A 25,375-nucleotide genomic window follows, 5' to 3' on the forward strand; every position below is an offset into this window, starting at 1 on the left:
TGCCTACATCGACAAGCGCGCCCCCACCAGGGTCACCAGCAGGCCGCCCCCGACCAGGCCCAGCTCCCAGCGGGCAACAGAGCGCAAGCTGGGCGTACGCGCCTCCACCCCCAGGTAGAGCGCGCGCCCGGCCAGCAGCGACAGCGCAAAGGCCAGACCCATGCCCAGCCAGTTCAGCCAGGGCTGGCTCGGCCAGACATGCGAGACCACCGCGTTGCACAGCACCACGATGGAAAAGTGCACCAGAAACACCGAGTAGCCCATTTGGCCCAGCGACTGCAGCCAGCGCACGGGCGCCTGGCGGCCCAGCCAGTCGACCAGGCGGCTGTCTGCCGGCAGGCGCATCAGCCACAGCAGCGCGACGGCGCCGCACAGCGCCACCGCAATGCGCAGGCGGAAATCCACTTCCAGTGACACGAGGCCAAAAGCGAGCAGGCAGGCCGTCCAGGACCAGGGTTTGGCGCTTTGGCTGCCCCAGAAAGCCAGCATGCCCATGCCATAGGCACCGATAAAGTAGACAAACCACATGTCCAGCTCGCTGTGGCGGTTGAACACCAGGAGCGACAAGGCCGTGAGCGCCAGCACGACCCACTGGCCCAGTTGCAGGCCCAGCCATTGGCGGGCCCAGCGGCGGCTCCATGCAAACAGCAAGGTGACGGCGGCGAACAGCTGAAAATCGATCGCCACATACCAGACACCGGCCGACAGCGCATCTTCGCCGCTGATGTCCTGCAGCATCAGCGCATTGGCGATCAGCTGCTGCCAGGTAGGCTCGGCGGGTACGGATTCATGGGCAAACCAGGGCCGCACCAGCGCTGCGATGAACACAGCCAGCAACAGCGCGACGGAATAAGGCGCGAGCAGGCGTAGCGCGCGCTGGCCGATCTTGGCCAGCGGGCTGCCAAAGCGGGCCACACCTTGCGGGGCCAGGCTGGCCGCCGACAGAAAGCCGCCCATGACCAGGAAAATCTGCACGGCAATGCGCGCATATTCCGCCAGCCAGTCAATGATGCCGGGGGTGACTTGCGCTGCGACATCCGACATCGGGCCGTAGAAAGCCAGGTGGTGCCAGACAATGGCAGCACAGCAAGCCCCTTTGGTCATGTCCAGCCACAGATTTCGTTTGTTATGGGTTGTTGTGGTAGGCAAGATAGTCTCTGGCCAGCGGCCCCGCAATGGGCAAGCCATTGCAAAGCAGGCTGGCAATGTTCTGACAAGGGTGTGGCACCGCGCGCGCAGTGCCACTCCATATGTAACGCCGTTGTTTCTGCCTGCGTTGACGGGGCGGCCCCGAGGACCGAGCGAAATATGCCGTCTTTACAAAGCGCGGTGGGCTGCGCTCCAGGCCATCGCAGCCTGGCGTTTCAGCTTTTCCAGAAAAAACCGATAATCAGCGCCATGAAACAAGCCCCCACCCCGCTGCCCGAGCTCACCCGCCAATTCGTGTCACATTTTGGCGAGATGGGCAGCCGCTGGGGCATCAACCGCACCGTGGGCCAGATCTATGCGCTGATCTTTCTCTCGCCCCAGCCGATCAATGCCGACGAGATTGCCGAGGGCCTGTCGTTCTCGCGCTCCAATGTCAGCATGGGCTTGAAGGAGCTGCAATCCTGGCGCCTGGTGCATATGCGCCACCAGCCAGGCGACCGGCGCGAATACTTTGAAGCGCCGGCCGATGTCTGGGAGATCTTCCGCACCCTGGCCGAAGAGCGCCGCCGCCGCGAGATCGAACCCACGCAGTCGATGCTGCGCTCCGCCCTGCTGCAGGAAACCCATTCCGCCGACGAGCAGTACGCCCAGCAGCGCATGCAGGAGATGTACGACCTGATCGACAAACTGATGACCTGGTTTGACGATGTGCAGCGCCTCAACCCCGACACCGCCCTGCAGCTGATGGGCATGGGCAGCGCCGTCACCCGGGTGCTGACCATCAAGGACCGCTTGACCGGCAAATCGCCCGCCCGCAATGAAGGCAACGACTGAGATGCTGGCGCTGCAAGCCCCGGCCGCCATTGCCGAGCGGCTCTGGCCCGGCAGCCCCTGGCCTGCTGTGGTGCCTGGCCTGATGCCCGGCCATGGCCTGCCCACGACCGAGATCGCCGGCGATTTTGTGCTGCTGGACCACCTGGCCGCTGCCCAGGAAACCTGGGGGCGCGATGCCCCGCTGGCCAAGCTGGGCCAAGACTGGTGGGTGTTTGCCTGCTCGGGCAGCGGCGATGCCTGGTTGCTGAGCCGTGACCAGCAGCAGGCCGTTGCCTTTCTGGACCACAGTGCCGGGCCTGATGCCCTGCCCCAACCGCTGGGCATCGATGCCGGGCAATGGCTGCAACTGGCCGATCTGATGGCCCAGCTGGAAGCGGCGCAAGACCAGGGGCTGGACCAGGGGCAGGATGTGGCGCTGCAAGCCTTGGCGCTGATGGAGCAACTGGCGCCGGGCCTATCCGTCCACTATCCCTACACGCTGGCCTAACGCGCTGGCGCAGCAGTGGCCGTTTTGGGCGCCAGCACAATGCGCAGGCCTTGCTCCTGCACCTCCATGCGCTCCACCGTATAGCCCAGGCCTTGCAGCAGCATGCGCTGGCTGGCGGGCAGCTCATAGACCAGCAGGCCTTGCAATACCTGCTCGGCCAGGCGGGGTGCATAGGTCTGGAACATGCCCTGGTAGGCAGCGGGCACGCCCTGCATCTGCAGCTGCTGCACATGCACGTTGTGCAGGCGGATGCTGGCATCGGCATCCTGGAAGGTCAGGCCAAAGTCCAGGGTCATCTGGCCGGGGTATTCGTTGCCCATCAGCTTCTCGGTCACCCAGATATCGAAGGCGGCGCGCAGGCTGTTGCTGGCTGCCAGCAATTGCACACTGGGCTTTTGCAGCTGGATGACGACCATGCCCTGCCAGGAGCGGGCCAGTGGAAACTTGGCAGCGACGGCCTGCTGCAGCTGTGCCTGGCTGATGCTGATGCTGCGCGCGCCAGCAGGTAGTGGGGTATCGGCAGCCTGTGCCGCCGTGGTCGCAAAGCCTGCGCCAGCCACCAAGCCAGCGGCCGCCCACACCAGGCAGCGGCGGCGCTGCAGCGGCTGGGCGGGCCCTTGGGCAAAAAACAGATTCTCCATCGCATCACACCGTAGCCGTCAAGCGCCGTTGGACAGCGCCGCAGGGCCAAAGTTCAGCCTCGGCGGCCGGTGTTGGTATCTGCGCGTTACGCCGCCTGTGCAGGGGCCGTTGCGCGGCTCGGGCTGCTGGCCAGCAGCGCATCGCGGGCCTCAAAGTACTCGCGCTTGAGCCGGGCCACCAGCTCGGCAGCGGGCACCACCTGCTTGACGGCGCCAATGCCCTGGCCACTGCCCCAGATGTCTTTCCAGGCCTTGCGGTCCTTGCCAAAGCTCATCGAGCTGGGGTCGGAGACCGGCAGGTTGTCCGGATCCATGCCGGCAGCGCGGATCGAGGGGCTCAGGTAGTTGCCGTGCACGCCGGTGAAGAGGTTGCTGTAGATGATGTCGTCCGAGTTGGAGTTGACGATCATCTGCTTGTACTCTTCCACCGCACGCGCCTCGTCGGTGGCGATAAAGGCCGAGCCGATATAGGCAAAGTCGGCGCCCATGGCCTGGGCGGCCAGCACGGCACGGCCATGCGCAATGCTGCCCGACAAGGCCAGCGGGCCGTCAAACCATTCGCGGATTTCCTGCACCAGCGCAAACGGGCTCTTGATGCCCGCATGGCCACCGGCACCAGCGGCCACGGCGATCAGGCCATCGGCGCCCTTGTCGATGGCCTTGTGGGCAAAGCTGTTGTTGATGATGTCATGCATCACCACACCACCCCAGGAATGGGCGGCCTGGAACACATCCTCACGCGCACCCAGCGAGGTGATCAAAATGGGCACCTTGTACTTTTCGCACAGCGCCATGTCATGCTCCAGGCGCTCATTGGTCCGGTGCACGATCTGGTTGATCGCAAACGGCGCAGCGGGCTGGTCAGGGTGGGCGCGGTTGTGTGCCGCCAGGGTTTCGGTGATTTCGGCCAGCCAGTCATCGAGCTGCTCGGCCGGGCGGGCATTGAGCGCGGGCATGGAGCCGACGATACCGGCCTTGCACTGCGCAATCAGCAACTGGGGGTTGCTCACGATGAACAGCGGCGAGCCGATGACCGGAAAAGGCACGTTCTGCAACGCGCCGGGAAGCTTGGACATACAAGGTCTCCTTCAAATGGCAAAAGCCTTCTGCGCTGCTGGGGCGGCGCAGACTCCAGGCGCCTTGGCCAAGGCGCGAGAGGGGCTTCAGATGGGGGGCATGGCGCTCAGAAACTGTCCTGCGGCAGCGCCATCACCGGGGCCGCACCATGCAGAACTTCTTCGCGCAATGCCGAGGTTTTTACCAAAATATGCGTGGCATAGAAATGCGCGGTTGTCACCTTGGCTTCGAGAAACGCCTTGTCGCCCGCGCCTTGGCTCAGTTGCTGCTCGGCCGCCAGCAAGGCCCGGCCCATCTGCCAGCCTGCTACCAGATTGCCTGCCAGCATCAGGTACGGCACGCTTGCCGCAAACACATCATTGGGCGCGGTCTTGCTGCCCGCCACCACGTAGTCGACCACCGCCAGAAAGTCCTGCCGTGCCTGCGCCAGTGCGCGTGCAAACGCCTGGGCTGAGCCCGAGCTGCTGGCCTTCAAGGCCTGCTCGGTCTGCGCAATCTGGCTGGCGATGCCACGCGCTGCCTGGCCGCCATCGCGCGCGGTCTTGCGGCCCACCAGGTCATTGGCCTGGATGGCGGTGGTGCCTTCGTAGATGGTCAGGATCTTGGCGTCGCGGTAGTGCTGGGCAGCACCCGTCTCCTCGATAAAGCCCATGCCGCCGTGCACCTGCACGCCCAGGCTGGTCACCTCCTGGCTCATCTCCGTGCTGTAGCCCTTGATGAGCGGCACCATGAATTCGTAGAAAGCCTGGTTGTCCTGGCGCACCTGCTGGTCGGGATGGGCATGGGCGGCATCAAAGGCGGCAGCGGCCGTCAAGGCCATCGCGCGGCAGCCTTCGGTGTAGGCGCGCATGGTCATCAGCATGCGGCGCACATCGGGGTGGTGGATGATGGTGGCGCTGCCGGCCACACTGCCATCAACCGGGCGGCTTTGCACACGCTCCTTGGCAAAGGCGGCGGCCTGCTGGTAGGCCCGCTCGGCAATGGCCACGCCCTGCAGGCCCACGGCATAGCGGGCCGCGTTCATCATGATGAACATGTACTCCAGACCCCGGTTCTCTTCGCCCACCAAAAAGCCGGTGGCGCCGCCCTGGTCGCCATACTGCAGCACGCAGGTGGGGGAGGCCTTGATGCCCAGCTTGTGCTCGATGCTCACGCAGTGCACATCGTTGCGCGCACCCAGCGTGCCATCGGCATTGACGAGGAACTTGGGCACCACAAACAGGCTGATGCCCTTGACGCCATCGGGCGCGCCGGCCACCCGGGCCAGCACCAGGTGCACGATGTTCTCGGCCATGTCGTGCTCACCATAGGTGATGAAGATCTTGGTGCCAAAGACCTGGTAGCTGCCATCGCCCTGCCGCTCGGCACGCGTGCGCACCAGCGCCAGGTCCGAGCCGGCCTGCGGCTCGGTCAGGTTCATCGTACCGGTCCACTGGCCGGAGACCAGCTTGTCCAGGTAGGTCGTTTTCAGCGCATCGCTGCCAGCCGTCAGCAAGGCCTCGATCGCGCCATCGGTGAGCAAGGGGCAGAGCGCAAAGCTCATGTTGGCGCTGTTGAGCATCTCCACACAGGCTGCGCCAATCGTCTTGGGCAAGCCCTGGCCGCCGGCATCCACCGGGTGCTGCAGGCCCTGCCATCCGCCTTGCACATACTGCGCAAAGGCCTCCTTGAATCCCGCCGTGGTGCTGACCTGGCCATCCTTCCAGGTCGAGGGCTGCAGGTCGCCCACCACATTCAGCGGCGCCACCACCTCTTCGTTAAAGCGTGCACATTCCTCCAAAACGGCCTGCGCCGTCTCCAGCCCCGCTTCTTCAAACCCGGGGATCTGTGCCACCTGGTCGATGCGGGCCAGGTGCTCCATCGCAAACAGCATGTCCTTGACAGGTGCCTTGTAGCTCATCGTTGTCTCCTCGTCTTATCGTTGCTTGTGGTTTTGGGGGTGCGCCGCGCATACAAAAAAGGCATCCCCCAGGGGATGCCTTCAGATGCGTCTCGCGGCCACCACGTTGCCCATCACACCCAGCGTCAGCGGGATGCTGTTGCGGCGTGGGGTGGCTGCTGGCACGTTGTTACAGCTTGCTGGCCATCTCAGGCACGGCTTCAAACAGGTCAGCCACCAGGCCATAGTCAGCCACGCTGAAAATCGGCGCTTCTTCGTCCTTGTTGATCGCCACGATCACCTTGGAGTCCTTCATGCCGGCCAAGTGCTGGATGGCGCCCGAGATGCCCGCTGCCACATACAGCTGGGGCGCGACGATCTTGCCGGTCTGGCCCACTTGCAGGTCGTTGGGCGCGTAGCCCGCGTCGACTGCAGCGCGGCTGGCGCCAATGGCTGCGCCCAGCTTGTCGGCCAGCGGGGTCATCACTTCGTTGAACTTCTCGGCGCTGCCCAGCGCGCGGCCACCGGAGACGATGATCTTGGCGGCCGTGAGTTCCGGGCGGTCGTTCTTGGTCACTTCGCGGCCCACAAAGCTGCTCTTGCCGCTGTCGGCAACGGCTGCTGCGTTCTCGACCGCAGCCGAGCCGCCGGTGGCTGCGGCTGCATCAAAGCCGGTGCCGCGCACGGTGATGACCTTGGTCGCATCGATCGACTGCACGGTGGCAATGGCGTTGCCCGCGTAGATGGGGCGCTCAAACGTGTCGGCGCTCACCACCTTGGTGATGTCGCTGATCTGGGCGACGTCCAGCTTGGCTGCCACGCGTGGCGCCACGTTCTTGCCCGAGGCGGTGGCTGGCGCCAGGATGTGGCTGTAGTTGCCAGCAATGGCCAGCACTTGCGCGGCCAGGTTCTCGGCCAAGCCGTCTTTCAGCGCCGGGCCGTCAGCCAGGATGACTTTGGCAACGCCTGCGATCTGGGCTGCGGCCTGGGCTGCAGCAGCTGCGCCAACGCCTGCTACCAGCACATGCACATCGCCGCCGCAAGCCAGGGCTGCGGTGACGGTGTTGAGCGTGGCGGTCTTGATCGTTTGGTTGTCGTGTTCTGCAATAACGAGTGCGGTCATTTTGGTATTCCTTTGAGCGGCAGGCTTAGATTACTTTTGCTTCGTTCTTGAGCTTGTCGATCAAGGTGGCCACATCGGGCACCTTCACGCCGGCGCCGCGCTTGGCGGGTTCCTGCACCTTCAAGGTCTTCAGGCGCGGGCTCACGTCCACACCCAGGTCTTCTGGCTTCAACGTGTCGAGCTGCTTTTTCTTGGCCTTCATGATGTTGGGCAAGGTGACGTAGCGCGGCTCGTTCAGACGCAGGTCGGTGGTGATGACAGCGGGCATGGACAGAGACAGGGTCTCCAGACCGCCGTCCACTTCGCGCGTCACATTGACTTTGTCGCCCGCGACTTCGACCTTGGAGGCGAACGTGGCCTGGGGCAGGTCAGCGAGCGCTGCCAGCATCTGGCCGGTCTGGTTGGCGTCGTCGTCAATCGCTTGCTTGCCGCAGATCACGAGACCTGGCTGCTCTTTGTCGACCAGGGCCTTCAGGAGCTTGGCAACGGCCAGCGGCTGCAGCTCCTCGGTGGTTTCGACCAGGATGGCGCGGTCCGCACCAATGGCCATCGCCGTGCGCAGCGTCTCCTGGCACTGGGTCACACCGCAGCTCACGGCGATGATCTCGGTGACCACACCCTTTTCCTTCAAACGCACGGCCTCTTCCACCGCGATTTCATCAAAGGGGTTCATCGACATCTTCACGTTCGCAATGTCCACTCCCGAGCCATCGCTCTTGACGCGCACCTTGACGTTGTAGTCCACCACGCGTTTGACGGGTACCAGTACTTTCATAAACCTCGACTCCTGAGTTGTTCAATAGGTTTGCGCCAGTGGCGGCGCGTTGGCGCGGCCACTCAGCCATGGGCATGGATCAGGCCATCATCGCACAAAAACAGCACGGTCGTGCTTTTTTATGACCAAACGAGCCATAACGACCAATTATCGGCGCATCGCTGCGCAGCAGCCTCCATTTTCCGCACAAGTTGGCGGTTCATCAGCCCTGGCTGGCAGGTATTGCACCGCCGCTATTGTTCTGGATATGCAAAACACGTTGCGGGAACGGAATCTCGATGCTAGCAGCGCGCAAGCCCTCGAGCACGGCGATATTGACCGCCGACTTCACATTGGCCTGGCCGTTCATCGGATCGTTGATGTAAAAGCTCAGGCTGAACTCCAGCCCGTCGGGCGCGAAATTCACCAGGAATACCGAGGGCTCGGGCTTGGCCAGCACCCGGGCCTGCGCCAGTGCGGCGCTCTTCAAGACCTCGCGCACCTGCGCGACATCGCTGTCTGCGCCCACGACAATCTGGGTCGTCAGATTGAACTTCTGGTCGGCATCGGTGAGGTTTTCCACCCGCTGGGTGATCAAGGTCTCATTGGGGACAATCGATTCGCGCCCGTTGGATGCGCGAATCACCGTGTAGCGCGTGCGGATGTCGGTGATGCGGCCTTCAAAACCGTCAACGCGCACGTTGTCGCCAATGCGCAAGGCGCGTTCGATCAGCACCAGAAAGCCGCTGACATAGTTGGAGGCGATCTTCTGCATGCCAAAGCCCAGGCCGACCCCGAAGGCACCGCCCAGCACCGACAGTGCCGTCAGATCGACCCCCACCAGCGACAGCGCCACCAGCAGGCCGACCGTGATCAGCAGCATGCGCGTGAGGTTGACGGCCATCTTGCGCATCGACAGGTCCTTGACCATATCGTCGATCACGCGCTGCTCGAAGGTGGTCGAAATCCACAGCACCACCAGCATCACCATGCCCACCGATATCGCCCCCTGGAACAGCTCCAGCACCGATATCGACGTCTTGCCAAAGGCGAACTGCACGGCATCGAGCTGGGCCATCACCTGCGGCAGCACACCCAGGATGCCCAGCACCGCGACGCCCCAGGCCAGCCACGAGAAAATCCGCTCGATCAGGCGCACCAAGGTGGAGTTGGGAAAGGTCTTGGCCAGCACCCGGGCCACCAAGCGGATCACCGCGAGCGACAGCAGAATCTGCACCGCCAGCCGCAGCAAGAACACCGGCTGGTAGTGCTCCACCAGCATGCGGGCCGCTGCAGTGAACAGCAGCGCCAGCAGCGGGAACAGCGCCCCGCCCCAGGCCGTCTTGCCAAACCATACCGAGGGCTTGCCATCGTCGCGGTGGCGGTAAAAACTGCGTGTCAGCAGCCAGGCCAGGCCAATGCAAATCACCAGAACGGCCAGTTCCTGCCAGGTGCTGGCCTGTTCAAAGTCCTGTAGTAAACGATCAAAGATATCCATGCGCCGGTCTCATAGGGTCCAAAAAAAGCATACGCGCAAGCATATGCTGGTTCCGTACCGTATCACCGATAGGGCGCTGCCGTTTGTAGGAGCGGCAGAGTTCCTGGGACGCGCGGCTGAGCGCAGCCTGGGGCTAAGACCAGACCGGCTTGCGCTTTTGCGCAAAGGCCTGCGCGCCTTCCTGCGCATTGCTGTCCATCATGTTGGAGGCCATGCACTGGCTGGCCAGCTGGTAGGCCGCTTCGATGCCCAGCTCCCGCTGCTGGTAGACGAGGGCCTTGCCCATGCGCACGGCAGCAGCCGGTTTGCTGATGATGGCGGCGACCAGCTTTGCCAGCTCGGCATCGAGCTGCTCGGGCGCGGCCACCCGGTTGACCAGGCCCTGGGCCAGCGCCTGCTCGGCGCTGATGAATTCGCCCGTCAGCAGCATCTCCATCGCCTGCTTGATGGGCATGTTGCGCACCAGGGGCACGCTGGGCGTGGCGCAGAACAGGCCGTACTGGATGCCGCTGGTGGCAAAGCTCGCCTCGCTGCTGGCAACGGCCAGGTCACACTGCGCCACCAGCTGGCAGCCGGCGGCGGTCGCCATTCCCTGCACGCGCGCAATGACCGGCACAGGCAGCTTCTGGATCGCCATCATCACCTGGCTGCAGCGGTTGAACAGGTCCTGGTACCAGGCGCGGTCAGGATGGGCGGCCATGTCCTTGAGGTTGTGGCCCGCGCAAAAGGCCCGGCCCTGTGCGGCCAGCACCACCACGCGTACGGAGGCATCCTGCGCAATGGCCGCCAGCGCGGCGCGCAAGGCAGCGAGCATCTCATCGCCCAGTGCATTGAAGCGCGCCGCATCATTCATGCACAAGGTCACCACACCACGCGCATCGCGGGTCTGCACCAGCAGCTTGCTGTCCGTCATGGCCAGGTCCTCAAAAGGTGTTTACAGATCGGCGAGCACGCGGATATGGGCTTCCACGCTGGCCGCCAGCGGCGTCATCACATAGCCGCCTTCCAAACAGGAGACGATGCGGCCCTTGCTAAAGCGCCGTGCAATGTCTTTCACGCGGTGGGTGATCCAGGCGTAGTCGGCCTCGACCATGCCCAGCTGGCCCATGTCGTCTTCGCGGTGGGCATCAAAGCCTGCGCTGATAAAGACCATCTCGGGCTTGAATTCCTCGAGGCGCGGGATCCAGTAGGTCTCGACGATCTCGCGGATATCCATGCCCTTGGTGTAGGCTGGCACCGGCACATTGAGCATATTGGCCGCCGGGTCCTTGTCGCCCGAATGCGGGTAGAAGGGGTGCTGGAAAATGCCCACCATCAAAATGTGCGGGTCGCCGGCGCAGATGTCTTCGGTGCCATTGCCGTGGTGCACATCAAAATCGACAATCGCTACGCGCTTGAGCTGGTGGCGCATCAGCGCATACTTGGCGGCAACGGCGACATTGTTGAAAAAACAAAAGCCCATGGCCTGCTTGCGCGTTGCATGGTGGCCCGGCGGGCGCACGGCGCAAAAGGCGTTTTCCATCTCGCCGCTGATCACCGCATCGGTGGCAGCCAGCGCCGCGCCGCAGGCGCGCAGCGCGGCATTCCAGGTGGCACCGTTGACGGCGGTGTCGGTGTCCAGCATCAGCGTTTGCGGGCCGCCGATGGCCTGGTTGTCGGCCGCCATCTCGGACAGGCCACGGATCGACGCAATATGCAGGCGCTCATGACCCAGTTCCAGATCGGACATGCTGGCCTTGGGGGCGTCGCGCCGCTCCAACGCATCCCCCACCCCGGTGATCAGCAAGCGGTCTTCAATCGCATCCAGGCGAGCAGCGCATTCCGGGTGGGCAGGCCCCATGTCGTGCAGCCAACAGTCACGGTGGCTGAAATAACCTGTCTTGGACACAGTTTTCGTCTCCTTAACTGCCTTTGTCGTTTATTGTGCTGGTATGCAGACACAGCACACCATACAAAAATTATTGACTCAGCTTAACACGGTGATTGTGGGGAAACCGGCGCAGGTTCAGGATTGTCTGACTTGTTTGCTGGCGGGAGGACATCTGCTGATTGAAGACGTACCAGGTGTGGGCAAGACCACGCTGTCGCATGCGCTGGCCCGCACTTTGGGGCTGCAGTTTGCGCGGGTGCAATTCACTGCAGACCTGATGCCCAGCGACTTGACCGGCGTGTCGGTCTATGAGCGCGAGCAGCAGGCCTTTGTGTTCCATCCCGGCCCCGTATTCACCCAGGTTTTGCTGGCCGATGAGATCAACCGCGCCAGCCCCAAGACGCAAAGCGCGCTCCTGGAGGCCATGGAAGAAAAACAGGTGACGGTCGAGGGCGCCACGCGCCCGCTGCCCCAGCCTTTCTTTGTCATCGCCACGCAGAACCCGCTCGACCAGCTGGGCACCTATGCGCTGCCAGAGAGCCAGCTCGACCGCTTCCTGATGCGCATCTCGCTGGGCTACCCCGACCAGGCGGCCGAGTTCCAGTTGCTGGCCGGCCAAGGCCACCGCGACATCGCCAACCAGTTGCCGGCACTCACTTCGGCCGTCGAGCTGAAGTTCCTGCAGCAGGAAGTCTCCAGCGTGCGCGCCAGCGATGCGCTGATCCACTATGTGCAGGCGCTGATCGCGGCTACCCGCTCGGGCCAGTGGTTTGTGCAGGGCCTGTCCCCGCGCGCAGGCATTGGCCTCATCCGGGCCGCCAAGGCGCAGGCCTTGATCCAGGGCCGCGACTATGTCGCGCCCGATGATGTGCAGGCCATCCTGCCGCAGACCACTGCGCACCGGCTGGTGCCGGTCAGCACCTCGGGGCGCAGCGCGGTCGAGCAGGTGCGCGCGATGATGGACAGCGTGGCGCTGCAGTAGTGTGAGTGCGCCCCCAGCGGCTTCAGGGCAGCCCCGCAACCGCCCTGTCCAGCGGCTTCGCCAGCGCATGCGCCAGTGGTGGCTGGCCCAGTTGCCCAGCGCCAGCCGCCATGCCGTCAGCCGCCGCAACCTCTACCTGCTGCCCACGCGTGCGGGCTGGATGCTGGCGCTCACCTTGCTCGTGCTGCTGGTGACCAGCATCAACTTTCAGCTCAACCTGGGCTTTTTGCTGACCTTCATGCTCACCGGCGCGGCGCTGGTGTCGGTGGGTATCGGCTACCGCAATCTGCTGGGTCTGCAGCTGGAGCTGCATGCCCCCGAGGCGCAGTTTGCCGGCCAGCCGCTGCGCCTGGATCTGCGTCTGGACAACCCCAGCCGGCGCAGCCGCTATGCACTGGGCATACGCCACTACCAAGGCCATGAACTCAGCCAGGTGGACGCCCCCGCGCAAGCCAGCACCCCCATGCAACTGAGCACGCCGGCCGAGCGGCGCGGCTACCAAAACCTGCCTGCGGTGCTGGTCGAGACCCGCTTTCCACTCGGCGTCTTTCGCATGTGGACCGTCTTTAGAACCACCGAAAAGGCTCTGGTCTATCCCTGCCCAGAAACCAACCCACCGCCGCTGCCGCTGGGCCTGGCCGATGCAGGCACCGGCAGCAGCGCCAGCCTGCGGGCCAGCAGTGGGGAGTTTGATGGCGTGCGCAGCTACCGGCGCGGAGACCCGCTCAAGCTGGTGGTCTGGAAGAAGGCGGCCACCTCGCTGGCCACCGGCAGCGGCCATTTTGTCGTGCGCGACAACCAGCACCAGGCGCAGCAGGACCTGTGGCTCGATGCCAGCCAATGCGGCCTGGCAGAACGTGAAGCCCAGCTCTCGCGCTTGGCCGCCTGGGTGGTGATGGCCGACCAGCAAGGCCTGCGCTACGGGCTGCGTTTGGGAGCGGCCAACGCCGAGCAAGCCGCCGACAGCGGGCCCGCGCACCGCCAGGCCTGTCTGCGCGCACTGGCGCTGGCCTAGGAGCAGCACGATGCCCTCTGTTTTCAACCCTGCCCATACCGCAGGCGCGAGCCGCTGGTCCAGCCTGCCACGCGAGGCGCGCGATACCCTCTTTTTGCTCGCCGTCGTTGGCTGGATACTGTTGCCGCTGACGGCCACCTTGCCGCTGTGGGCCTCGGCACTCGCCTATGCCTTGCTCGCCTGGCGCGGCCGCATTGCGCTTTTGCAAAAACCGCTGCCCGGCCGCTGGCAGCTGCTGGCCTTGCTGGTGCTGGTCGTCGGGCTGACCTTGTTCAGCTACCGCACCATCTTGGGCGCCGATGCCGGCGTCACGTTGGTCAGCATGCTGCTGACGCTCAAGACCATGGAGCTGCGTGCCAAGCGCGATGCGATGGTCATTTTCTTCCTCGGCTTTTTTGCGCTGATTGCCAACTTTTTGCATTCGCAGTCGCTGCTGACGGCCTTGGCCATTGCCATGGGCCTGGTGGGCTTGCTCACTGCGCTGGTCCATGCGCATATGCCGGTGGGCCAGCCTTCGCTCAAGTTTGCGGCAGGCCTGTCGCTGAAGATGGTGGCCATTGGCGCGCCACTCACGCTGGCGCTGTTTGTCTTTTTTCCGCGCATGGCGCCGCTTTGGGGCGTGCCCCAAAACCCGACGGCCAAGACCGGCCTGTCCGAGGAGATGACCGTGGGCTCGGTCGCATCGCTGGCCCAGGACGAGGGCATTGCGTTTCGCGTCAGGTTCGACACACCGCAAAACCGGCCGCCCCCCGCCAACCAGCTGTACTGGCGTGGGCCGGTGCTGTCCGATTTCGATGGCACAACCTGGCGCGCGACGCCCAGCTTTCGCAATCCCGATGACCGGATGTTTGCCGACATCCGCACCGAAGGCGAGGCGCTGCGCTACGAGCTGACCCTGGAGCCGCACCAAAAGCCCTGGCTGCTGACCCTGGACCTGACCCGAGAAGCGCCCGTGCTGCCACGCGGCCGCGCCTACAGCACCGGCGATCTGCAGTGGCTCAGCAGCCGGCCCATTACCGAGGTGACCCGCATCGCGGTGGAGAGCCACACGCGCTACCAGTTTGGCATGCAGGCGAGCAAGCGCGAGCTGGCCTTCAACCGCCGGCTGCCGGCTAGCAGCAACCCGCGCACCCAGGCCTGGGTGGCGCAGCTGAGCGCCGAGGTGGGCGACCGCCCCGACCGCAGCGCCCAACTGGTGCAGCGCCTGCTGGGGCAGCTGCGCAGCGGCGGCTACACCTATACGCTGGACCCGGGCGTCTACACCGGCCAGGCGGCCGACCAGTTCTGGTTCGACCGCAAGGAAGGCTTTTGCGAGCATATCTCGGCCGCCTTTGTGATTGCACTGCGCAGCGCCGGCGTGCCCGCACGCATTGTGACCGGCTACCAAGGGGGCGAAGCCAACAGCGTCGACGGCTACTGGACCGTGCGCCAGGCCGATGCCCATGCCTGGGCCGAAGTGTGGCTGGGCGAAGAACAAGGCTGGGTGCGGTTTGATCCGACAGGCGCAGTAAGCCCCGGCCGTGTCGGCGCTGCACAGCGCCTCAACACCCCCAACTTCATGGGCATCAGCGTCAGCAATGCCGCCACCATCAACGGGCTGCAGCGCATGCGCGCGGTCTGGGAAGCGGTCAACAACAGCTGGAACCAGTGGGTGCTGAACTACACCCAGCGCGAGCAAATGGACATGCTCAGCAAGCTGGGCCTGTCCAGCCCCAACTGGATGGATCTGGTGCGCATTCTGGGTGGCCTGGTGCTGGCAGCAGCCATCATCGGGGTGCTGGCCCTGCAGTACCAGCGCAGGCGCACAGACCCCTGGCTGGCCCTGCTGGGCCAGGCACGCAAACGCCTGCGCCAGGCGGGCTTGCCCGAGGCCGCCCAGGGCCATGCGGCCACGCCGCGCGCGTTGGCCCGCATGCTGCACGCCCAGGCACCCGAGGTGGCGCCCGCCTTTGGCCCATGGCTCAAGGCGATGGAGCGGCAGCGCTACGCGCATGCCACCGGCGAGGCAGCGCCCAAGGCCGAGCTGGCAGCGCTTCGCAAACAATTACGACTTCTGCCCTGGTCCCGCCTGCGGGCCCTGGCAAACAAGGTATAAAACCCCATGCACCGAATTCTTCAGACCACTGTGGCCCTGCTTTGCGCCGGCCTGTGCGCAACGGGCGCCTACGCACAAAAGAACACCACCAACAAGTCCCGCAGCGCTGATTCCGCCCCCACCGCATCCAGCTATGCCAACCGGCCCGAGGCCGAAGCCTTTGTCCGCGAAGTCGCCGAGCGCCGCCATATCGACGAGGCCTGGCTGCGCGCCAGCATCAAGCAAGCCCGCTTCAATGCCACCGTGCAGCGCCTGATGACGCCGCGCACGGGGCCCGCTGGCGTCAAGAACTGGCGCGGCTACCGCAGCCGCTTTGTCGAGCCGATCCGCATCCGCGCCGGCCTGCGCTTCTGGAACGAAAACGCCGCCACGCTCGCGCGTGCCGAGCAGACCTATGGGGTGCCGGCCGAGTACATCGTCGGCATCATCGGGGTCGAGACCATCTACGGCCAGCAGATGGGCAACTTCACGGTGGTCGATGCGCTGGCCACCCTGGCCTTTGACTATCCCGCCAGCCACCCGCGCGCGGCCGACCGGGCCAAGTACTTCCGGGGCGAGCTCGAGCAGTTCCTGGCCACGGCCTACCTCACGGACAGCAACCCCTTCGACACGGTGGGCAGCTACGCCGGCGCCATGGGCATGCCCCAGTTCATGCCGACCAGCTGGTCCAACTACGCGGTCGATTTTGATGGCGACGGCAAGATCAACCTGTTTGGCAGCACGGCCGATGCGATCGGCTCGGTGGCCAACTACTTTGTCGCCCATGGCTGGCAGCGCGGCATGCCGGCCTACTACGATGTGCAGGTGAACAGCACGGCCGCACAGCTGGAGACCTTGCTGGCCCCCGATATCAAGCCGAGCTTCAGCGCCGCCGAGATGGCTGCGCTGGGCCTGCGCATCCAGGCACCAGGCGACCAGCACAATGGCCCGCTGGCACTGATCGAGCTGCCCAACGCGAGCGCTGCAACCCAGTACGTCGTGGGCACGCCCAATTTCTACACCATCACGCGCTACAACCTCTCGAGCTTTTACGCGATGTCGGTGGTCGAGCTGGGCCAGGCCATTGCACTTGCACGCAGCGGTGCGCCCGCAGCAGCGGACAGCGAGCCCAGCACGCCCGAGCCGAGCAGCGAGACCAGCAACTCCCCGACTGCCGAAGCGGCCGCCAAGGCCTATCTGCGCAGCAAGGCGCGCCAGCAGCGCACGCCCGATCCGGCCAATTTCAGCGCACCTTGATCGCTGGCCGGGCGACACATATGGACGTGATCCGCAGGCTTTCAAGGCCTGCACTGCAAAAATAAAATCCAGCAATTTTCTCTTGAAATTGCGGCTTCTTCATCCAACTATCAGTCATCGAGCAGCAAACCCGCTGCCCTGTTTCACAAGGATTGAAGATGATCATGACCCCTCTGATGCACCGCTCGGCCTACGCTGTCTCCCCTTCCGCGATGGATGCCGCCCTGCAGCGCTTCCTGCAAGCCACCACGACGGGCACCACGAGCCAGGACACCGTGCAGCAAGACGGCTCCGTGTTCAGCATCGGCATCGATGTGCCCGGCCTGTCGCGCGGACAGCTGCGCATCGAGCTGCAGGACAAGACCGTGCGCCTGACCAGCATTGAAGGCGCACCACGCAGCATCCAGCGCGCCTGGAAGCTGCCTGCCAGCATCGATGCCGCAGCGTCCAAGGCCAGCCTGGAAAACGGCGTGCTGACACTGGTGCTGAGCACCACCCAGCCCAGCACCCAGACCCTGGCGATTGCATAAACGCAGCCACCACAAAGCACAAGGGGCCTGGAGGCCCCTTTTGCATGCTGTGCTGGCGCATCACCAGCGTATCAACGTCTATGTCTCTTGCGCAGCCGTCGGCCGCTGCACGATCGCATCGAGCGGCCAGCGCGGCTTGACGTCAAAGGCATAGACCTTCTCGGCCTGCTGCTGCCCCGCTTCGATGCGCATGGCAGCCGCCATCGCAATCATCGCGCCATTGTCGGTGCACAGGTGCAGCTCGGGGTAGTGCACGCGAATGCCGCGCTTGCGGCAGGCGTCGTTGAGCTGCTCGCGCAGCAGCCGGTTGGCACCCACGCCGCCGGCGACTACCACGCGCTGCATGCCGGTCTCCTTCAAGGCATTCAAGGTCTTTTTCACCAGCACATCCACAATGGCCGCCTGGGTCGATGCGGCAAGATCCGCCTTGCGCGCCTCCAGGCCATCGCCCAGCTTTTTCGCCTGGGTCAGCACCGCTGTCTTCAGGCCTGCAAAGGAGAAATCGAGATCGCCGCTGTGCAGCAACGGGCGCGGCAGCTTGAAGGCCTCCGGGTCGCCGCCCTGCGCCAAGCGGGACAGCTCGGGCCCACCGGGGTAGGGCAGGCCCAGCAGCTTGGCCGATTTGTCAAAGGCCTCGCCCGCCGCGTCGTCGATGGTCTCGCCCAGAATCTGGTAGCGGCCCACGCCGTCCACGCGCATCAGCTGCGTGTGGCCGCCGGAGACCAGCAACGCCACAAAGGGGAACTCGGGCGGGTCTTCGCTCAAAAACGGCGAGAGCAAATGGCCTTCAAGGTGGTGCACGCCGAGCACCGGCTTGTCCAGCGCCGCCGCCATCGCGCAGGCCACGCCTGAGCCCACGAGCAAGGCGCCTGCTAGCCCCGGGCCACGGGTAAAGGCAATCGCATCGATCTGCGCGAGCGTGCAGCCCGCGTCATCCAGCACTTTTTGTGTCAGCGGCAGCACGCGGCGGATATGGTCGCGGCTGGCCAGCTCAGGCACCACACCGCCGTAGGCGCGGTGCATCTCGATCTGGCTGTAGAGCGCATGGCTCAGCAGTTCGGGCACCGTGCCTGGGCCACGGGTTCGCACCAGGGCCACGCCGGTTTCATCACAAGAGGATTCGATCCCCAATATCAGCTCAGTCATGGGCCCAAAGTGTAGGCGCTCTGGGCCGCTTTTGCGCCCGGGGACGGGGCTACCCTGGCGGGCCGCCAGGGTTTGCCGGCCCCGCCACGGCGCCTTTAGCGCTTGCCGCCCAGCAGCGAGCCGCCAATTTTCATCAGGTCGCCGACATCAAGTTTGCCGTCGCCATTCTGGTCCAGCAGCGAGCCCAGCAAGCCGCCGCCCAGGCCGCCTTGCTGCTGCACCTGGGCTTTTTCCTGGCCCAGCGCATTGCCCAGCTGCGAGGAGTTGAGGCCACCCGACATGACACGCTGCGCGAGGAACGACATCACCAGCGGGGCCAGCATCTTGAGCAGGTTGCCGGCATTGGCGCCCAGGCCTGTGGCCTGGCCCAGATTGGCCGAGGCCTGGTCTTGCTGGCCGCCAAAGATATGGCCCAGAATGCTGGCGCCATCCAGGGCCGCAGGCGATGCGGAGCCGGCACCCGAGCCCGCAGCAGCGCCGCCGCCCAAAGCCCCACCGAGCACACTGCCCAGCATGCCACCCAGACCGCCCAGGCCACCCAAGCCGCCGGCTTGCGCACCACCACCGCCACCACCCAACAGCGAGCCCAGCAGCCCGCCCAGGTCTGGGCCTGCGCCAGCACCGCCTGCCGCGCCATGGTCGCGTTGCAACGCCTCGAACAAGGCACTGGCGCCACCCGCGCTTTGCGCGTTATTGCCCAGCGCGCCCAGCATCATTGGCACAGCCGCCTGCACGGCCTGCTCGGTCTGGGCCTCGCTCTGGCCCAGGCTCTGGGCCATCTGCTGGATCGGAGCGCCCTGCAGTTGCGCGAGGAGCTCGTCGACCATAGAGGGAGATGCGGACATGTTCTTTCCTTTCAAAAGCCCAAAGGGCGTGGCACAGAATGCAGATAGTAGACGTTCAGCATGGCAGTGCAATACAGAGGGGCGCAAATCTTCGTTAACCGGCGCTATCGGCAGGCAGTGCCCTGGCATACCCGAGATGCCGGATGGGCTGATTTTTCTTATTACTTCCGTATATATAAAACCTAAAATAATGGGTGAACGCATTTTTTACTGCCATGGCCATACAGCACTACATCAAGGAAATCGGGCGCGGCGCACGCGGCGCCAAGGCCCTCAGCCGCATCGAGGCCAGCGATGTGATGGCGCAGATACTCGATGGCCGGGTCAGCGACTATGAAATCGGCGCCTTTTGCATTGCCATGCGCATCAAAGGGGAAACGGCCGAAGAGATGTGCGGCCTCTGGGATGCCGTCCATGCGCGCATCGCCCGCTTTCACAGCAGCGCCGCCTTGCCCACCGTGGTCCTGCCCAGCTACAACGGCGCGCGCCGCCTGCCCACCCTGACCCCGCTGCTGGCCTTGCTGCTGGCACGCGAAGGCCTGCCGGTGCTGGTGCATGGCATGCAGACCGAAGCGAGCCGCGTCTCGGCCTTTGCCGTGTTTGAGCGCCTGGGTTCAGTGCCCCGCGCGCAGACTGGCACCATTGCCGCATCGGAAGTGGCCTTGGTGCACACCGCCACCTTGCTGCCCGCACTGGCCAAGCTGCTGGCCGTGCGCCAGCTCATCGGCCTGCGCAACCCGGGCCACAGCATTGCCAAGCTGCTGCAGCCGGTGCAAGGCCCGGCCGTCTTGCTGGGCAGCTACACGCACCCGGAATACCTGCCGATGCTCCAGGCCACGTTGGCCGAGCTGCAGACCAACGCCCTGCTCTCGCGCGGGCTGGAGGGCGAGGTCTGCGCCGACCCGCGCCGAAGCCCGCAATACGACGGCTTTGTCGCGGGCCAGCACCAGCTGCTGCAGGCACGCAGCAGCGGCACCGACAGCCAGGTGCCCGGCCTGCCCAGCGAGCGCGATGCGGACACCACCGCACGCTACACCGAGGCCGTGCTGGCCGGCCAGTTGCCGGTGCCCCCTGCCTTGGCCCAGCAAGTGGAACATGTGCTGGCCATCGCCCAACAAATACAACCCGCTCCCCAAGCCTCCCACCATGACTGACAGCAGCCTGCCCTCTCTAACCGCACGCCCGCCAGCCTATGCGCCTTCACCAGGCCAGGGCCAGTGCACCCTGGTCGGTGCCGGCCCGGGCGACCCGGACTTGCTCACCATCGCTGCTGCCAAGGCCTTGCAGCGCGCCACCGTGCTCTTGGTGGACGACCTGGTCAATGACGCCGTGCTGCAGTGGGCGCCCGCCAGTGCCCGCATCGTCCATGTGGGCAAGCGCGGCGGCTGCCAGAGCACGCCCCAGGCCTTTATCCAGCGCCTGATGCTGCAGGAAGTGCAAGCCGGAGAGAACGTGGTGCGGCTCAAAGGCGGCGACCCCTTTATCTTTGGCCGGGGCGGTGAAGAGGTGGAGTTTTTGCGCGCCCACGGCATCGAGCCGCGCATCATCAATGGCGTGACCGCCGGGCTCGCCGCGCTGACCAGCTTGGGCGCCCCCTTGACCCACCGCGACCATGCCCAGGGCGTGGTGTTCATCACCGGCCATGCCAAGCCAGGCGGCCAAGGCCCCGATTGGGCGCAACTGGCGCGCACGGCGCACGATGCACGCCTGACCCTGGTGATCTACATGGGCGTGGCCAGTGCCGAGGCCATCAGCCAAGGTCTGGGCAGCGGCTTGCCTGGCGATACCCCGGTGGCCATCGTGCAGCATGCCAGCCTGCCCCAGCAGCGCCATGCGATCACCGACCTGGCGCATTTGCCCGCCACGATGGCCCGCGACAAGCTGGCCAGTCCCAGCATCATCGTCGTCGGCGATGTGGTGCAGTGCGTGGCACTGGCCGCCCAGGCAAGCCGTACCATCGATCCAACAAGCCACCGAGATTTCTCCGAGATTTGCGGATACGATAGCCATTCGAGCGTGGAAAGCAGGACCTCCATAGCGTAAGGTAATTAATCTTTACATATGCACAGATTGTTTCTCCACGTCCCAACCATAAGACGAGGAGCACCCAGCATATGCAAAGACAACGTACCTGGCGCCTGTGCGCCGCGGCCCTGGCGATCACCGCACTGACCGCCTGCAAGACCGAATTGGGCCCTGGCGATGGTGGCGGCACCAACCCCAATCCCAAGCCCTATCCCACGCTCGACGGCAACGCACCACAAAGCTTTTCCCTCAGCAGCATCGACGGCAAGGCCGCCAATACGACCGAGAGCTTTGATGCTGCCGTCGCCCAGGATGCCAACTTCATCGCTGTCGACCTGGTGATGAGCAAGGACGGCGAGCTGGTCGCCCTGGCCTCGCCCGACATCACCGATATCACCGACGTCTCCAGCCGCAGCGTCTATGCCAACCGCAGGACCTTGCGCCTGATCGATGGGCAGTCGCGCCAGGGCTGGTTTGCCTCTGACTTCACCCTGGTGGAGCTGCAAAGCCTGCGCGCCAAACTGCCTGCATCCACCACGCCACCGGTCGGCGCCAACAATGGCCGCATCCTGTCGCTCAACGATGTGATCGCCTACGCCAAGCGCCAGCGCAAGACTGTCGGCCTCTATCTGCAGACCTTGAACCCCACCTACCACAGCCAGCTGGGCCTGGCGATGGAAGACAAGCTGCTGGCAGCCTTCACCGCCGCGGGCTACACCCAGGAAACGGCACCGGTGATCGTGCGCTCGTTGGAAGTCGCCCACCTCAAGACCTTGCGCGCCAAAACCCAGGTTCGGCTGGTGCAGATGATCAACGGCGATCCTGTACTCGGCCGCGAAGGGCAGATCCTCATGACCCTCCCCTATGGTCAGCCCTATGACTTCACGGTGGCCGGCGTCTCGACCACCTACGCCCAGATGGTGACTGCCGACGGCCTGGCCCAGATCAAGACCTATGCCAATGGCATCTCGCCGTGGAAGCCCTACGTCATCTCCGCCCGCAACCTGGACAAGAATAGCGACGGCCAGCCCGATGACCTGAACAATGACGGTCTGTGGGACTACCGCGACCGCGAGATGATGCCGCCCACCAACCTGGTCACGCTGGCGCACGCGGCCAAGCTCTTTGTCCACCCCTGGGCCTACCGCAACGACGCCACCCTGCTGGCCAGCGACTTCAAGGGCAAGGTGGCGGCAGAGTACAAGCTCTTCTATGAAGTGGGTGTGGATGGCGTGTTCAGCGACAGCCCCAGCGACGCCAACAAGGCACGGTAAGTTGTGCAGCCGGCGCTGATCAAGACCTGACATGGCCTGATCCAGCTGCAGGCAGTCACTCTGTGGCGCTGCCCACCACGAAAGGAAAAAAGGCAAGGTTCAACCCTTGCCTTTTTCCATGGAACCGTACCGTATCGCCCGGCAAAACCGGGTCCAGCGCCTCGCAGCGATACTGGCCGTGGGGCCAGGCGTCAGCCGGGCTGGCGCGTTGTCTGCGCAAAACGGCGTGCCAGCTCCTTGCGCAGTTCCTTGCGCGTCAGCGCTGCGTCCCAGCGGCGTTTTTCATCATCGGTCTCCGGCTGCAACGGCGGCACGGGTACCGGCTTGCGCTGGTCGTCCACCGCCACCATCGTGAAAAAGCAGCTGTTGACATGGCGCACACTGCGCTCACGGATGTTCTCGGCCACCACCTTGATGCCGATCTCCATCGATGACGTCCCCGTGTAATTGACGCTGGCGTAGAACGACACCAGCTCGCCCACATGGATGGGCTCCAGAAACATCACCTGGTCCACGCTCAAGGTCACCACATAGCGTCCCGCATAGCGGCTTGCGCAGGAGTAGGCCACGTTGTCGAGCTCGCGCAAAATAGCGCCGCCGTGCACATTGCCAGAGAAATTTGCCATGTCCGGAGACATCAGCACCGTCATCGTGAGTTGGTGGTGAGGTAAACGCATGGGACCGATTGTAGGCAGCGCCGCTGACAGCGGAATGCAGCGCTGGCAAACCCCTGAGCGCACTCGGGAAAGGCGGCACACCCCTCTGGCAGCGCGACGCAAGCTGCGGCCTCGGCGGGACTTCGCGCATGCCAATGCCAGCCCAGCGCGCAGCACTCATCCGGCATAGGCATTGCGCGGTTGCTCCGAGCCATGCTTGACAAAGACCTTGTAGCAGCCAATGAGGACGTAATCGCCGGAGTAAAGCACCTTGCGGCGCATGCGCATGCCATTGACGAAGATGCCGTTCATGCTGTGGTGGTCCTCTACCGACAGCACGCCCGCGCGGTAGTAGAAGGCGCCGTGGTCGCGGCTGACCGCAGGGTTGTCCAGGCAGATGGCATTGCCAGCGCCTCGGCCAAAGGTCGTGTAACCGCTTTTCAGAATCAGCGAATGAAGCACCACCCTGTGCGTGATGAAAATGAGGACTTCCGGCAGCATATTCCACCTCCTTCGTCCGACCGGATCACCGGTCTGCACCGCAATCCCAGCATGCAGCTGAAACAAATTATCAATCGACTTATAAGAATAGATTGATAATAAATTACAACCCAGATGAATAGCACAAGGCGCTAGGGAATATCCGGGGGCATCAATTTTCTCTATCGACTGGCAAGACGTGCTTTTTGCAGCCAAGAAGGCATGGCACGAGCAGCCAGCACGACACACCCGCTGACATAAAACGCGCCTTGATGGCTGGGATGCGGCCGCTGTGACCGGCTAGGTGGCGGCAGCACTCAGGCGTGAGTCTCCAGAACCAGTAGCGACGAAGATGAGGCGATGCTGCGCATGCTTGGCGCCGCTATGCCATTTGTCGATGGCAGCTTTGGCAAGCGCACCGGGCGCTGAACATCGAACCCCCACAGCAAAATGCGCCAGGGAATAGACACCACTGCGTCTATCCATTTGGAGAGCGCTGTCCATCCCAGGGAGGTCCGCTTGCCCCTAACTCGACCGCTGATGACGCATATGCCTGCTGATCGCCCTTCACCTCAGGCCGTTTTTCCTTTTTGATAGGTCGAACACGCAGTGGAATGTCACCCCGCCACCGTAAAATCTTCAGGTTAAACGCGGCGCATCTCGTGGCGATCACAACCCATTCAAAAAAAGAGGCAGGATGACATGGCATTGATTAACTGTAACGAATGCGGCAAGCAGATTAGCGACCAGGCGTCTAGCTGTCCTCATTGTGGAGCGCCCGTGGCGGGCAATCCAGCAGCGCCATCAGTAGCAGCACCATCAGTAGCGGCCACATCTCTGGCTGCAGAGACGGTCAAAAATCCGTCAACGTTCAAGTACATCCTCTACGGAACATTCGTTGTCGTTGTCGCAATCAGTTGCATGAGCGGGGGCAAAACGAGCAATACCCCGCGTGAGTTCAACGCAAACGAAGCCATATTCTTGTGCCAACACGCGATAAAGCAGGTGTCCAGGGATCCAGAGAAAGCCGAGGTTCCATTGGTGTCCAACGTTGGATCAGGTGATGAATATGTGTTTGTGTGGGGGCCGCAAACAAAGCTCACACGTCTACGCAATGGACTTGGGCTTGAGGTTGGCGTGCCAGCCGTATGCAAGGTCAGCCACACCAAAAAGAATATGACCTCCCTCTCAGTCGATGGCAAAACGATCTTCTGACCTGCAAATCTCCAAGGGAACCGCCTCCGGGCGGTTTTTTTTGTTGGTCGGAACATCTCTGATCACTGCCCGCGCAGTTCAGCTGGCGCTCCATGTCCACCGGTTGAGGTGTTTGTGGCTGGTCGAGAACCCCAGCCCCAGCCCGCATTGGTGCTGCGCATGGCGCCTATCCTGCAGGCCTTTTAGCCCGCGCACCGCCATAGCAGCTTCGCCCACCCTTGGTCTTCCAAACCTTCCTGAACGTCAGCGAAGATCCGCTTGTCCTGACCTACCCCGGCAGAGATGCCCTACTGAGCAGCTCGCGGCCGGCATCTGGCCGAACGCGGCAGACAGATGGGGGGCATTCCGTGGAGGTATTTCTATCGTCCTATTCCAAGTGAGCACGGGAGCCTGGAACAGGCCAAACTCGAGCGCTTTATGGCCCAAAACTGCAACTGTCCAGCAGCAGAAGCAAGGCGCGAGCAGAAATTGAAAAACCCTTGCAGGCTATTCACTTGCAAGGGTTTCAATTTGGGGTGGCTGATGGGGCTCGAACCTATACATACCCACTCGCGCGGGGACTCA

At 63.9% G+C, this 25,375-nt stretch carries 25 protein-coding genes; 11 read left to right on the plus strand and 14 right to left on the minus strand.

All coding sequences use genetic code 11. The annotated features are described in order from the left end of the window. Window positions 1-3: 3 nt before the first annotated feature. The gene (locus WH303_RS22510; protein WP_339521172.1) at window positions 4-1,188 is read right to left on the minus strand and encodes an acyltransferase family protein; all 1,185 of its coding nucleotides are present in this window, start codon (window positions 1,186-1,188) and stop codon (window positions 4-6) included. 210 nt (window positions 1,189-1,398) lie between these two features. On the opposite strand from WH303_RS22510, the gene WH303_RS22515 reads away from it, so the two are divergent. Continuing rightward, window positions 1,399-1,983, plus strand: coding sequence for a GbsR/MarR family transcriptional regulator (locus WH303_RS22515; protein WP_339521173.1), 585 nt, complete (start codon window positions 1,399-1,401; stop codon window positions 1,981-1,983). Continuing rightward, window positions 1,967-2,470 (plus strand): hypothetical protein, encoded by a 504-nt coding sequence (locus tag WH303_RS22520; protein WP_339521174.1) that lies wholly within the window; start codon window positions 1,967-1,969, stop codon window positions 2,468-2,470. Before WH303_RS22515 ends, WH303_RS22520 begins: the two co-directional genes overlap by 17 nt. Here the strand turns inward: WH303_RS22520 and WH303_RS22525 are convergent. The 8 genes from WH303_RS22525 to WH303_RS22560 form a co-directional block, all read right to left on the minus strand. Next, entirely contained in the window at window positions 2,467-3,111 is a 645-nt protein-coding gene (locus WH303_RS22525; RefSeq protein ID WP_339521175.1) for a hypothetical protein, read from the minus strand. The genes WH303_RS22520 and WH303_RS22525 overlap by 4 nt on opposite strands. Window positions 3,112-3,197: 86 nt before the next feature. Continuing rightward, window positions 3,198-4,187: an NAD(P)H-dependent flavin oxidoreductase gene (locus WH303_RS22530; protein ID WP_133858571.1), complete on the minus strand. Its 990-nt coding sequence runs from the start codon at window positions 4,185-4,187 to the stop codon at window positions 3,198-3,200. 107 nt (window positions 4,188-4,294) lie between these two features. Then, the gene (locus tag WH303_RS22535) at window positions 4,295-6,088 is read right to left on the minus strand and encodes an acyl-CoA dehydrogenase (protein ID WP_339521176.1); all 1,794 of its coding nucleotides are present in this window, start codon (window positions 6,086-6,088) and stop codon (window positions 4,295-4,297) included. A 169-nt stretch (window positions 6,089-6,257) separates the two neighbouring features. Further along, window positions 6,258-7,190, minus strand: a complete 933-nt coding sequence (locus WH303_RS22540; RefSeq protein WP_339521177.1) for an electron transfer flavoprotein subunit alpha/FixB family protein — start codon at window positions 7,188-7,190, stop codon at window positions 6,258-6,260. Window positions 7,191-7,215: 25 nt separating this feature from the next. Next, window positions 7,216-7,965, minus strand: coding sequence for an electron transfer flavoprotein subunit beta/FixA family protein (locus tag WH303_RS22545; protein WP_339521178.1), 750 nt, complete (start codon window positions 7,963-7,965; stop codon window positions 7,216-7,218). Between the two features lie 202 nt (window positions 7,966-8,167). Then, a complete protein-coding gene (locus tag WH303_RS22550; RefSeq protein WP_021026939.1) occupies window positions 8,168-9,442 on the minus strand; it encodes a mechanosensitive ion channel family protein in 1,275 nt (424 codons plus the stop codon). Window positions 9,443-9,575: 133 nt separating this feature from the next. Then, window positions 9,576-10,355: an enoyl-CoA hydratase gene (locus WH303_RS22555; protein WP_339521179.1), complete on the minus strand. Its 780-nt coding sequence runs from the start codon at window positions 10,353-10,355 to the stop codon at window positions 9,576-9,578. Window positions 10,356-10,376: 21 nt separating this feature from the next. After that, window positions 10,377-11,330, minus strand: coding sequence for a histone deacetylase family protein (locus WH303_RS22560; protein ID WP_027010912.1), 954 nt, complete (start codon window positions 11,328-11,330; stop codon window positions 10,377-10,379). Window positions 11,331-11,373: 43 nt separating this feature from the next. Between WH303_RS22560 and WH303_RS22565 the strand changes: the two genes are divergently transcribed. From WH303_RS22565 to mltB, 4 genes are all read left to right on the plus strand, one after another. After that, window positions 11,374-12,294, plus strand: coding sequence for an AAA family ATPase (locus tag WH303_RS22565; RefSeq protein WP_339521180.1), 921 nt, complete (start codon window positions 11,374-11,376; stop codon window positions 12,292-12,294). Window positions 12,295-12,361: 67 nt separating this feature from the next. After that, window positions 12,362-13,309, plus strand: coding sequence for a DUF58 domain-containing protein (locus WH303_RS22570; RefSeq protein ID WP_339521181.1), 948 nt, complete (start codon window positions 12,362-12,364; stop codon window positions 13,307-13,309). Between the two features lie 10 nt (window positions 13,310-13,319). Beyond that, window positions 13,320-15,404, plus strand: a complete 2,085-nt coding sequence (locus WH303_RS22575) for a transglutaminase family protein (protein WP_339521182.1) — start codon at window positions 13,320-13,322, stop codon at window positions 15,402-15,404. A 6-nt stretch (window positions 15,405-15,410) separates the two neighbouring features. Further along, window positions 15,411-16,640, plus strand: a complete 1,230-nt coding sequence (gene mltB, locus WH303_RS22580; RefSeq protein ID WP_339521183.1) for a lytic murein transglycosylase B — start codon at window positions 15,411-15,413, stop codon at window positions 16,638-16,640. Here mltB and WH303_RS22585 read toward each other — a convergent pair. Further along, window positions 16,627-16,806, minus strand: coding sequence for a hypothetical protein (locus WH303_RS22585; protein ID WP_339521184.1), 180 nt, complete (start codon window positions 16,804-16,806; stop codon window positions 16,627-16,629). The genes mltB and WH303_RS22585 overlap by 14 nt on opposite strands. On the opposite strand from WH303_RS22585, the gene WH303_RS22590 reads away from it, so the two are divergent. Beyond that, the gene (locus tag WH303_RS22590; protein WP_339521185.1) at window positions 16,799-17,170 is read left to right on the plus strand and encodes an Hsp20/alpha crystallin family protein; all 372 of its coding nucleotides are present in this window, start codon (window positions 16,799-16,801) and stop codon (window positions 17,168-17,170) included. The genes WH303_RS22585 and WH303_RS22590 overlap by 8 nt on opposite strands. Before the next feature lie 78 nt (window positions 17,171-17,248). Here the strand turns inward: WH303_RS22590 and tsaD are convergent, their stop codons facing one another. Together tsaD and WH303_RS22600 are read right to left on the minus strand one after the other, a co-directional pair. Next, complete coding sequence (tsaD, locus tag WH303_RS22595) at window positions 17,249-18,316, minus strand: tRNA (adenosine(37)-N6)-threonylcarbamoyltransferase complex transferase subunit TsaD (RefSeq protein WP_339521186.1); 1,068 nt, start codon at window positions 18,314-18,316, stop codon at window positions 17,249-17,251. 95 nt (window positions 18,317-18,411) lie between these two features. Beyond that, window positions 18,412-19,161 carry a DUF937 domain-containing protein gene (locus WH303_RS22600; protein ID WP_339521187.1) on the minus strand — a complete coding sequence of 250 codons (750 nt, stop codon included), beginning with the start codon at window positions 19,159-19,161 and terminating at the stop codon, window positions 18,412-18,414. A gap of 215 nt (window positions 19,162-19,376) precedes the next feature. Here WH303_RS22600 and ybiB point away from each other — a divergent pair, with 215 nt between their 5' ends. The 3 genes from ybiB to WH303_RS22615 all read left to right on the plus strand — a co-directional run bounded on the left by ybiB (window position 19,377) and on the right by WH303_RS22615 (window position 22,460). Further along, window positions 19,377-20,315 carry a DNA-binding protein YbiB gene (gene ybiB, locus WH303_RS22605; protein WP_339521188.1) on the plus strand — a complete coding sequence of 313 codons (939 nt, stop codon included), beginning with the start codon at window positions 19,377-19,379 and terminating at the stop codon, window positions 20,313-20,315. Then, window positions 20,308-21,204, plus strand: a complete 897-nt coding sequence (cobA, locus tag WH303_RS22610; protein ID WP_339521189.1) for a uroporphyrinogen-III C-methyltransferase — start codon at window positions 20,308-20,310, stop codon at window positions 21,202-21,204. Before ybiB ends, cobA begins: the two co-directional genes overlap by 8 nt. A gap of 71 nt (window positions 21,205-21,275) precedes the next feature. Beyond that, a complete protein-coding gene (locus WH303_RS22615) occupies window positions 21,276-22,460 on the plus strand; it encodes a glycerophosphodiester phosphodiesterase family protein (RefSeq protein WP_339521190.1) in 1,185 nt (394 codons plus the stop codon). Window positions 22,461-22,651: 191 nt separating this feature from the next. On the opposite strand, the gene WH303_RS22620 is transcribed toward WH303_RS22615, so the two are convergent. Both WH303_RS22620 and WH303_RS22625 read right to left on the minus strand, forming a co-directional pair. Then, a complete protein-coding gene (locus WH303_RS22620; protein WP_021026951.1) occupies window positions 22,652-23,137 on the minus strand; it encodes an acyl-CoA thioesterase in 486 nt (161 codons plus the stop codon). Window positions 23,138-23,293: 156 nt separating this feature from the next. Then, on the minus strand, window positions 23,294-23,617 hold the full coding sequence (locus WH303_RS22625) for an FHA domain-containing protein (RefSeq protein WP_021026952.1): 324 nt from the start codon (window positions 23,615-23,617) through the stop codon (window positions 23,294-23,296). A 681-nt stretch (window positions 23,618-24,298) separates the two neighbouring features. Here WH303_RS22625 and WH303_RS22630 point away from each other — a divergent pair. Next, window positions 24,299-24,811 carry a zinc-ribbon domain-containing protein gene (locus WH303_RS22630; RefSeq protein ID WP_148293153.1) on the plus strand — a complete coding sequence of 171 codons (513 nt, stop codon included), beginning with the start codon at window positions 24,299-24,301 and terminating at the stop codon, window positions 24,809-24,811. The last annotated feature ends 564 nt before the right edge of the window (window positions 24,812-25,375 follow it).

Origin of the sequence: Comamonas sp. MYb69 (assembly GCF_037479315.1) — a bacterium.
GTDB lineage: Bacteria > Pseudomonadota > Gammaproteobacteria > Burkholderiales > Burkholderiaceae_C > Comamonas.

Excerpts from the sequence above, each read along its gene's own strand:
- WH303_RS22540 (WP_339521177.1), bottom strand. The coding sequence starts at position 7,190 with ATGACCGCACTCGTTATTGCAGAACACGACAACCAAACGATCAAGACC.
- WH303_RS22525 (WP_339521175.1), bottom strand. The coding sequence starts at position 3,111 with ATGGAGAATCTGTTTTTTGCCCAAGGGCCCGCCCAGCCGCTGCAGCGC.
- WH303_RS22565 (WP_339521180.1), top strand. The coding sequence starts at position 11,374 with ATGCAGACACAGCACACCATACAAAAATTATTGACTCAGCTTAACACG.
- WH303_RS22575 (WP_339521182.1), top strand. The coding sequence starts at position 13,320 with ATGCCCTCTGTTTTCAACCCTGCCCATACCGCAGGCGCGAGCCGCTGG.
- WH303_RS22585 (WP_339521184.1), bottom strand. The coding sequence starts at position 16,806 with ATGATCATCTTCAATCCTTGTGAAACAGGGCAGCGGGTTTGCTGCTCG.
- WH303_RS22590 (WP_339521185.1), top strand. The coding sequence starts at position 16,799 with ATGATCATGACCCCTCTGATGCACCGCTCGGCCTACGCTGTCTCCCCT.
- WH303_RS22625 (WP_021026952.1), bottom strand. The coding sequence starts at position 23,617 with ATGCTGCCGGAAGTCCTCATTTTCATCACGCACAGGGTGGTGCTTCAT.
- WH303_RS22510 (WP_339521172.1), bottom strand. The coding sequence starts at position 1,188 with ATGGCTTGCCCATTGCGGGGCCGCTGGCCAGAGACTATCTTGCCTACC.
- WH303_RS22600 (WP_339521187.1), bottom strand. The coding sequence starts at position 19,161 with ATGTCCGCATCTCCCTCTATGGTCGACGAGCTCCTCGCGCAACTGCAG.
- WH303_RS22530 (WP_133858571.1), bottom strand. The coding sequence starts at position 4,187 with ATGTCCAAGCTTCCCGGCGCGTTGCAGAACGTGCCTTTTCCGGTCATC.
- WH303_RS22520 (WP_339521174.1), top strand. The coding sequence starts at position 1,967 with ATGAAGGCAACGACTGAGATGCTGGCGCTGCAAGCCCCGGCCGCCATT.
- ybiB (WP_339521188.1), top strand. The coding sequence starts at position 19,377 with ATGGCCATACAGCACTACATCAAGGAAATCGGGCGCGGCGCACGCGGC.
- WH303_RS22630 (WP_148293153.1), top strand. The coding sequence starts at position 24,299 with ATGGCATTGATTAACTGTAACGAATGCGGCAAGCAGATTAGCGACCAG.
- tsaD (WP_339521186.1), bottom strand. The coding sequence starts at position 18,316 with ATGACTGAGCTGATATTGGGGATCGAATCCTCTTGTGATGAAACCGGC.
- WH303_RS22550 (WP_021026939.1), bottom strand. The coding sequence starts at position 9,442 with ATGGATATCTTTGATCGTTTACTACAGGACTTTGAACAGGCCAGCACC.
- WH303_RS22535 (WP_339521176.1), bottom strand. The coding sequence starts at position 6,088 with ATGAGCTACAAGGCACCTGTCAAGGACATGCTGTTTGCGATGGAGCAC.
- WH303_RS22515 (WP_339521173.1), top strand. The coding sequence starts at position 1,399 with ATGAAACAAGCCCCCACCCCGCTGCCCGAGCTCACCCGCCAATTCGTG.
- WH303_RS22570 (WP_339521181.1), top strand. The coding sequence starts at position 12,362 with ATGCGCCAGTGGTGGCTGGCCCAGTTGCCCAGCGCCAGCCGCCATGCC.
- WH303_RS22615 (WP_339521190.1), top strand. The coding sequence starts at position 21,276 with ATGCAAAGACAACGTACCTGGCGCCTGTGCGCCGCGGCCCTGGCGATC.
- WH303_RS22620 (WP_021026951.1), bottom strand. The coding sequence starts at position 23,137 with ATGCGTTTACCTCACCACCAACTCACGATGACGGTGCTGATGTCTCCG.
- cobA (WP_339521189.1), top strand. The coding sequence starts at position 20,308 with ATGACTGACAGCAGCCTGCCCTCTCTAACCGCACGCCCGCCAGCCTAT.
- WH303_RS22555 (WP_339521179.1), bottom strand. The coding sequence starts at position 10,355 with ATGACGGACAGCAAGCTGCTGGTGCAGACCCGCGATGCGCGTGGTGTG.
- WH303_RS22545 (WP_339521178.1), bottom strand. The coding sequence starts at position 7,965 with ATGAAAGTACTGGTACCCGTCAAACGCGTGGTGGACTACAACGTCAAG.
- mltB (WP_339521183.1), top strand. The coding sequence starts at position 15,411 with ATGCACCGAATTCTTCAGACCACTGTGGCCCTGCTTTGCGCCGGCCTG.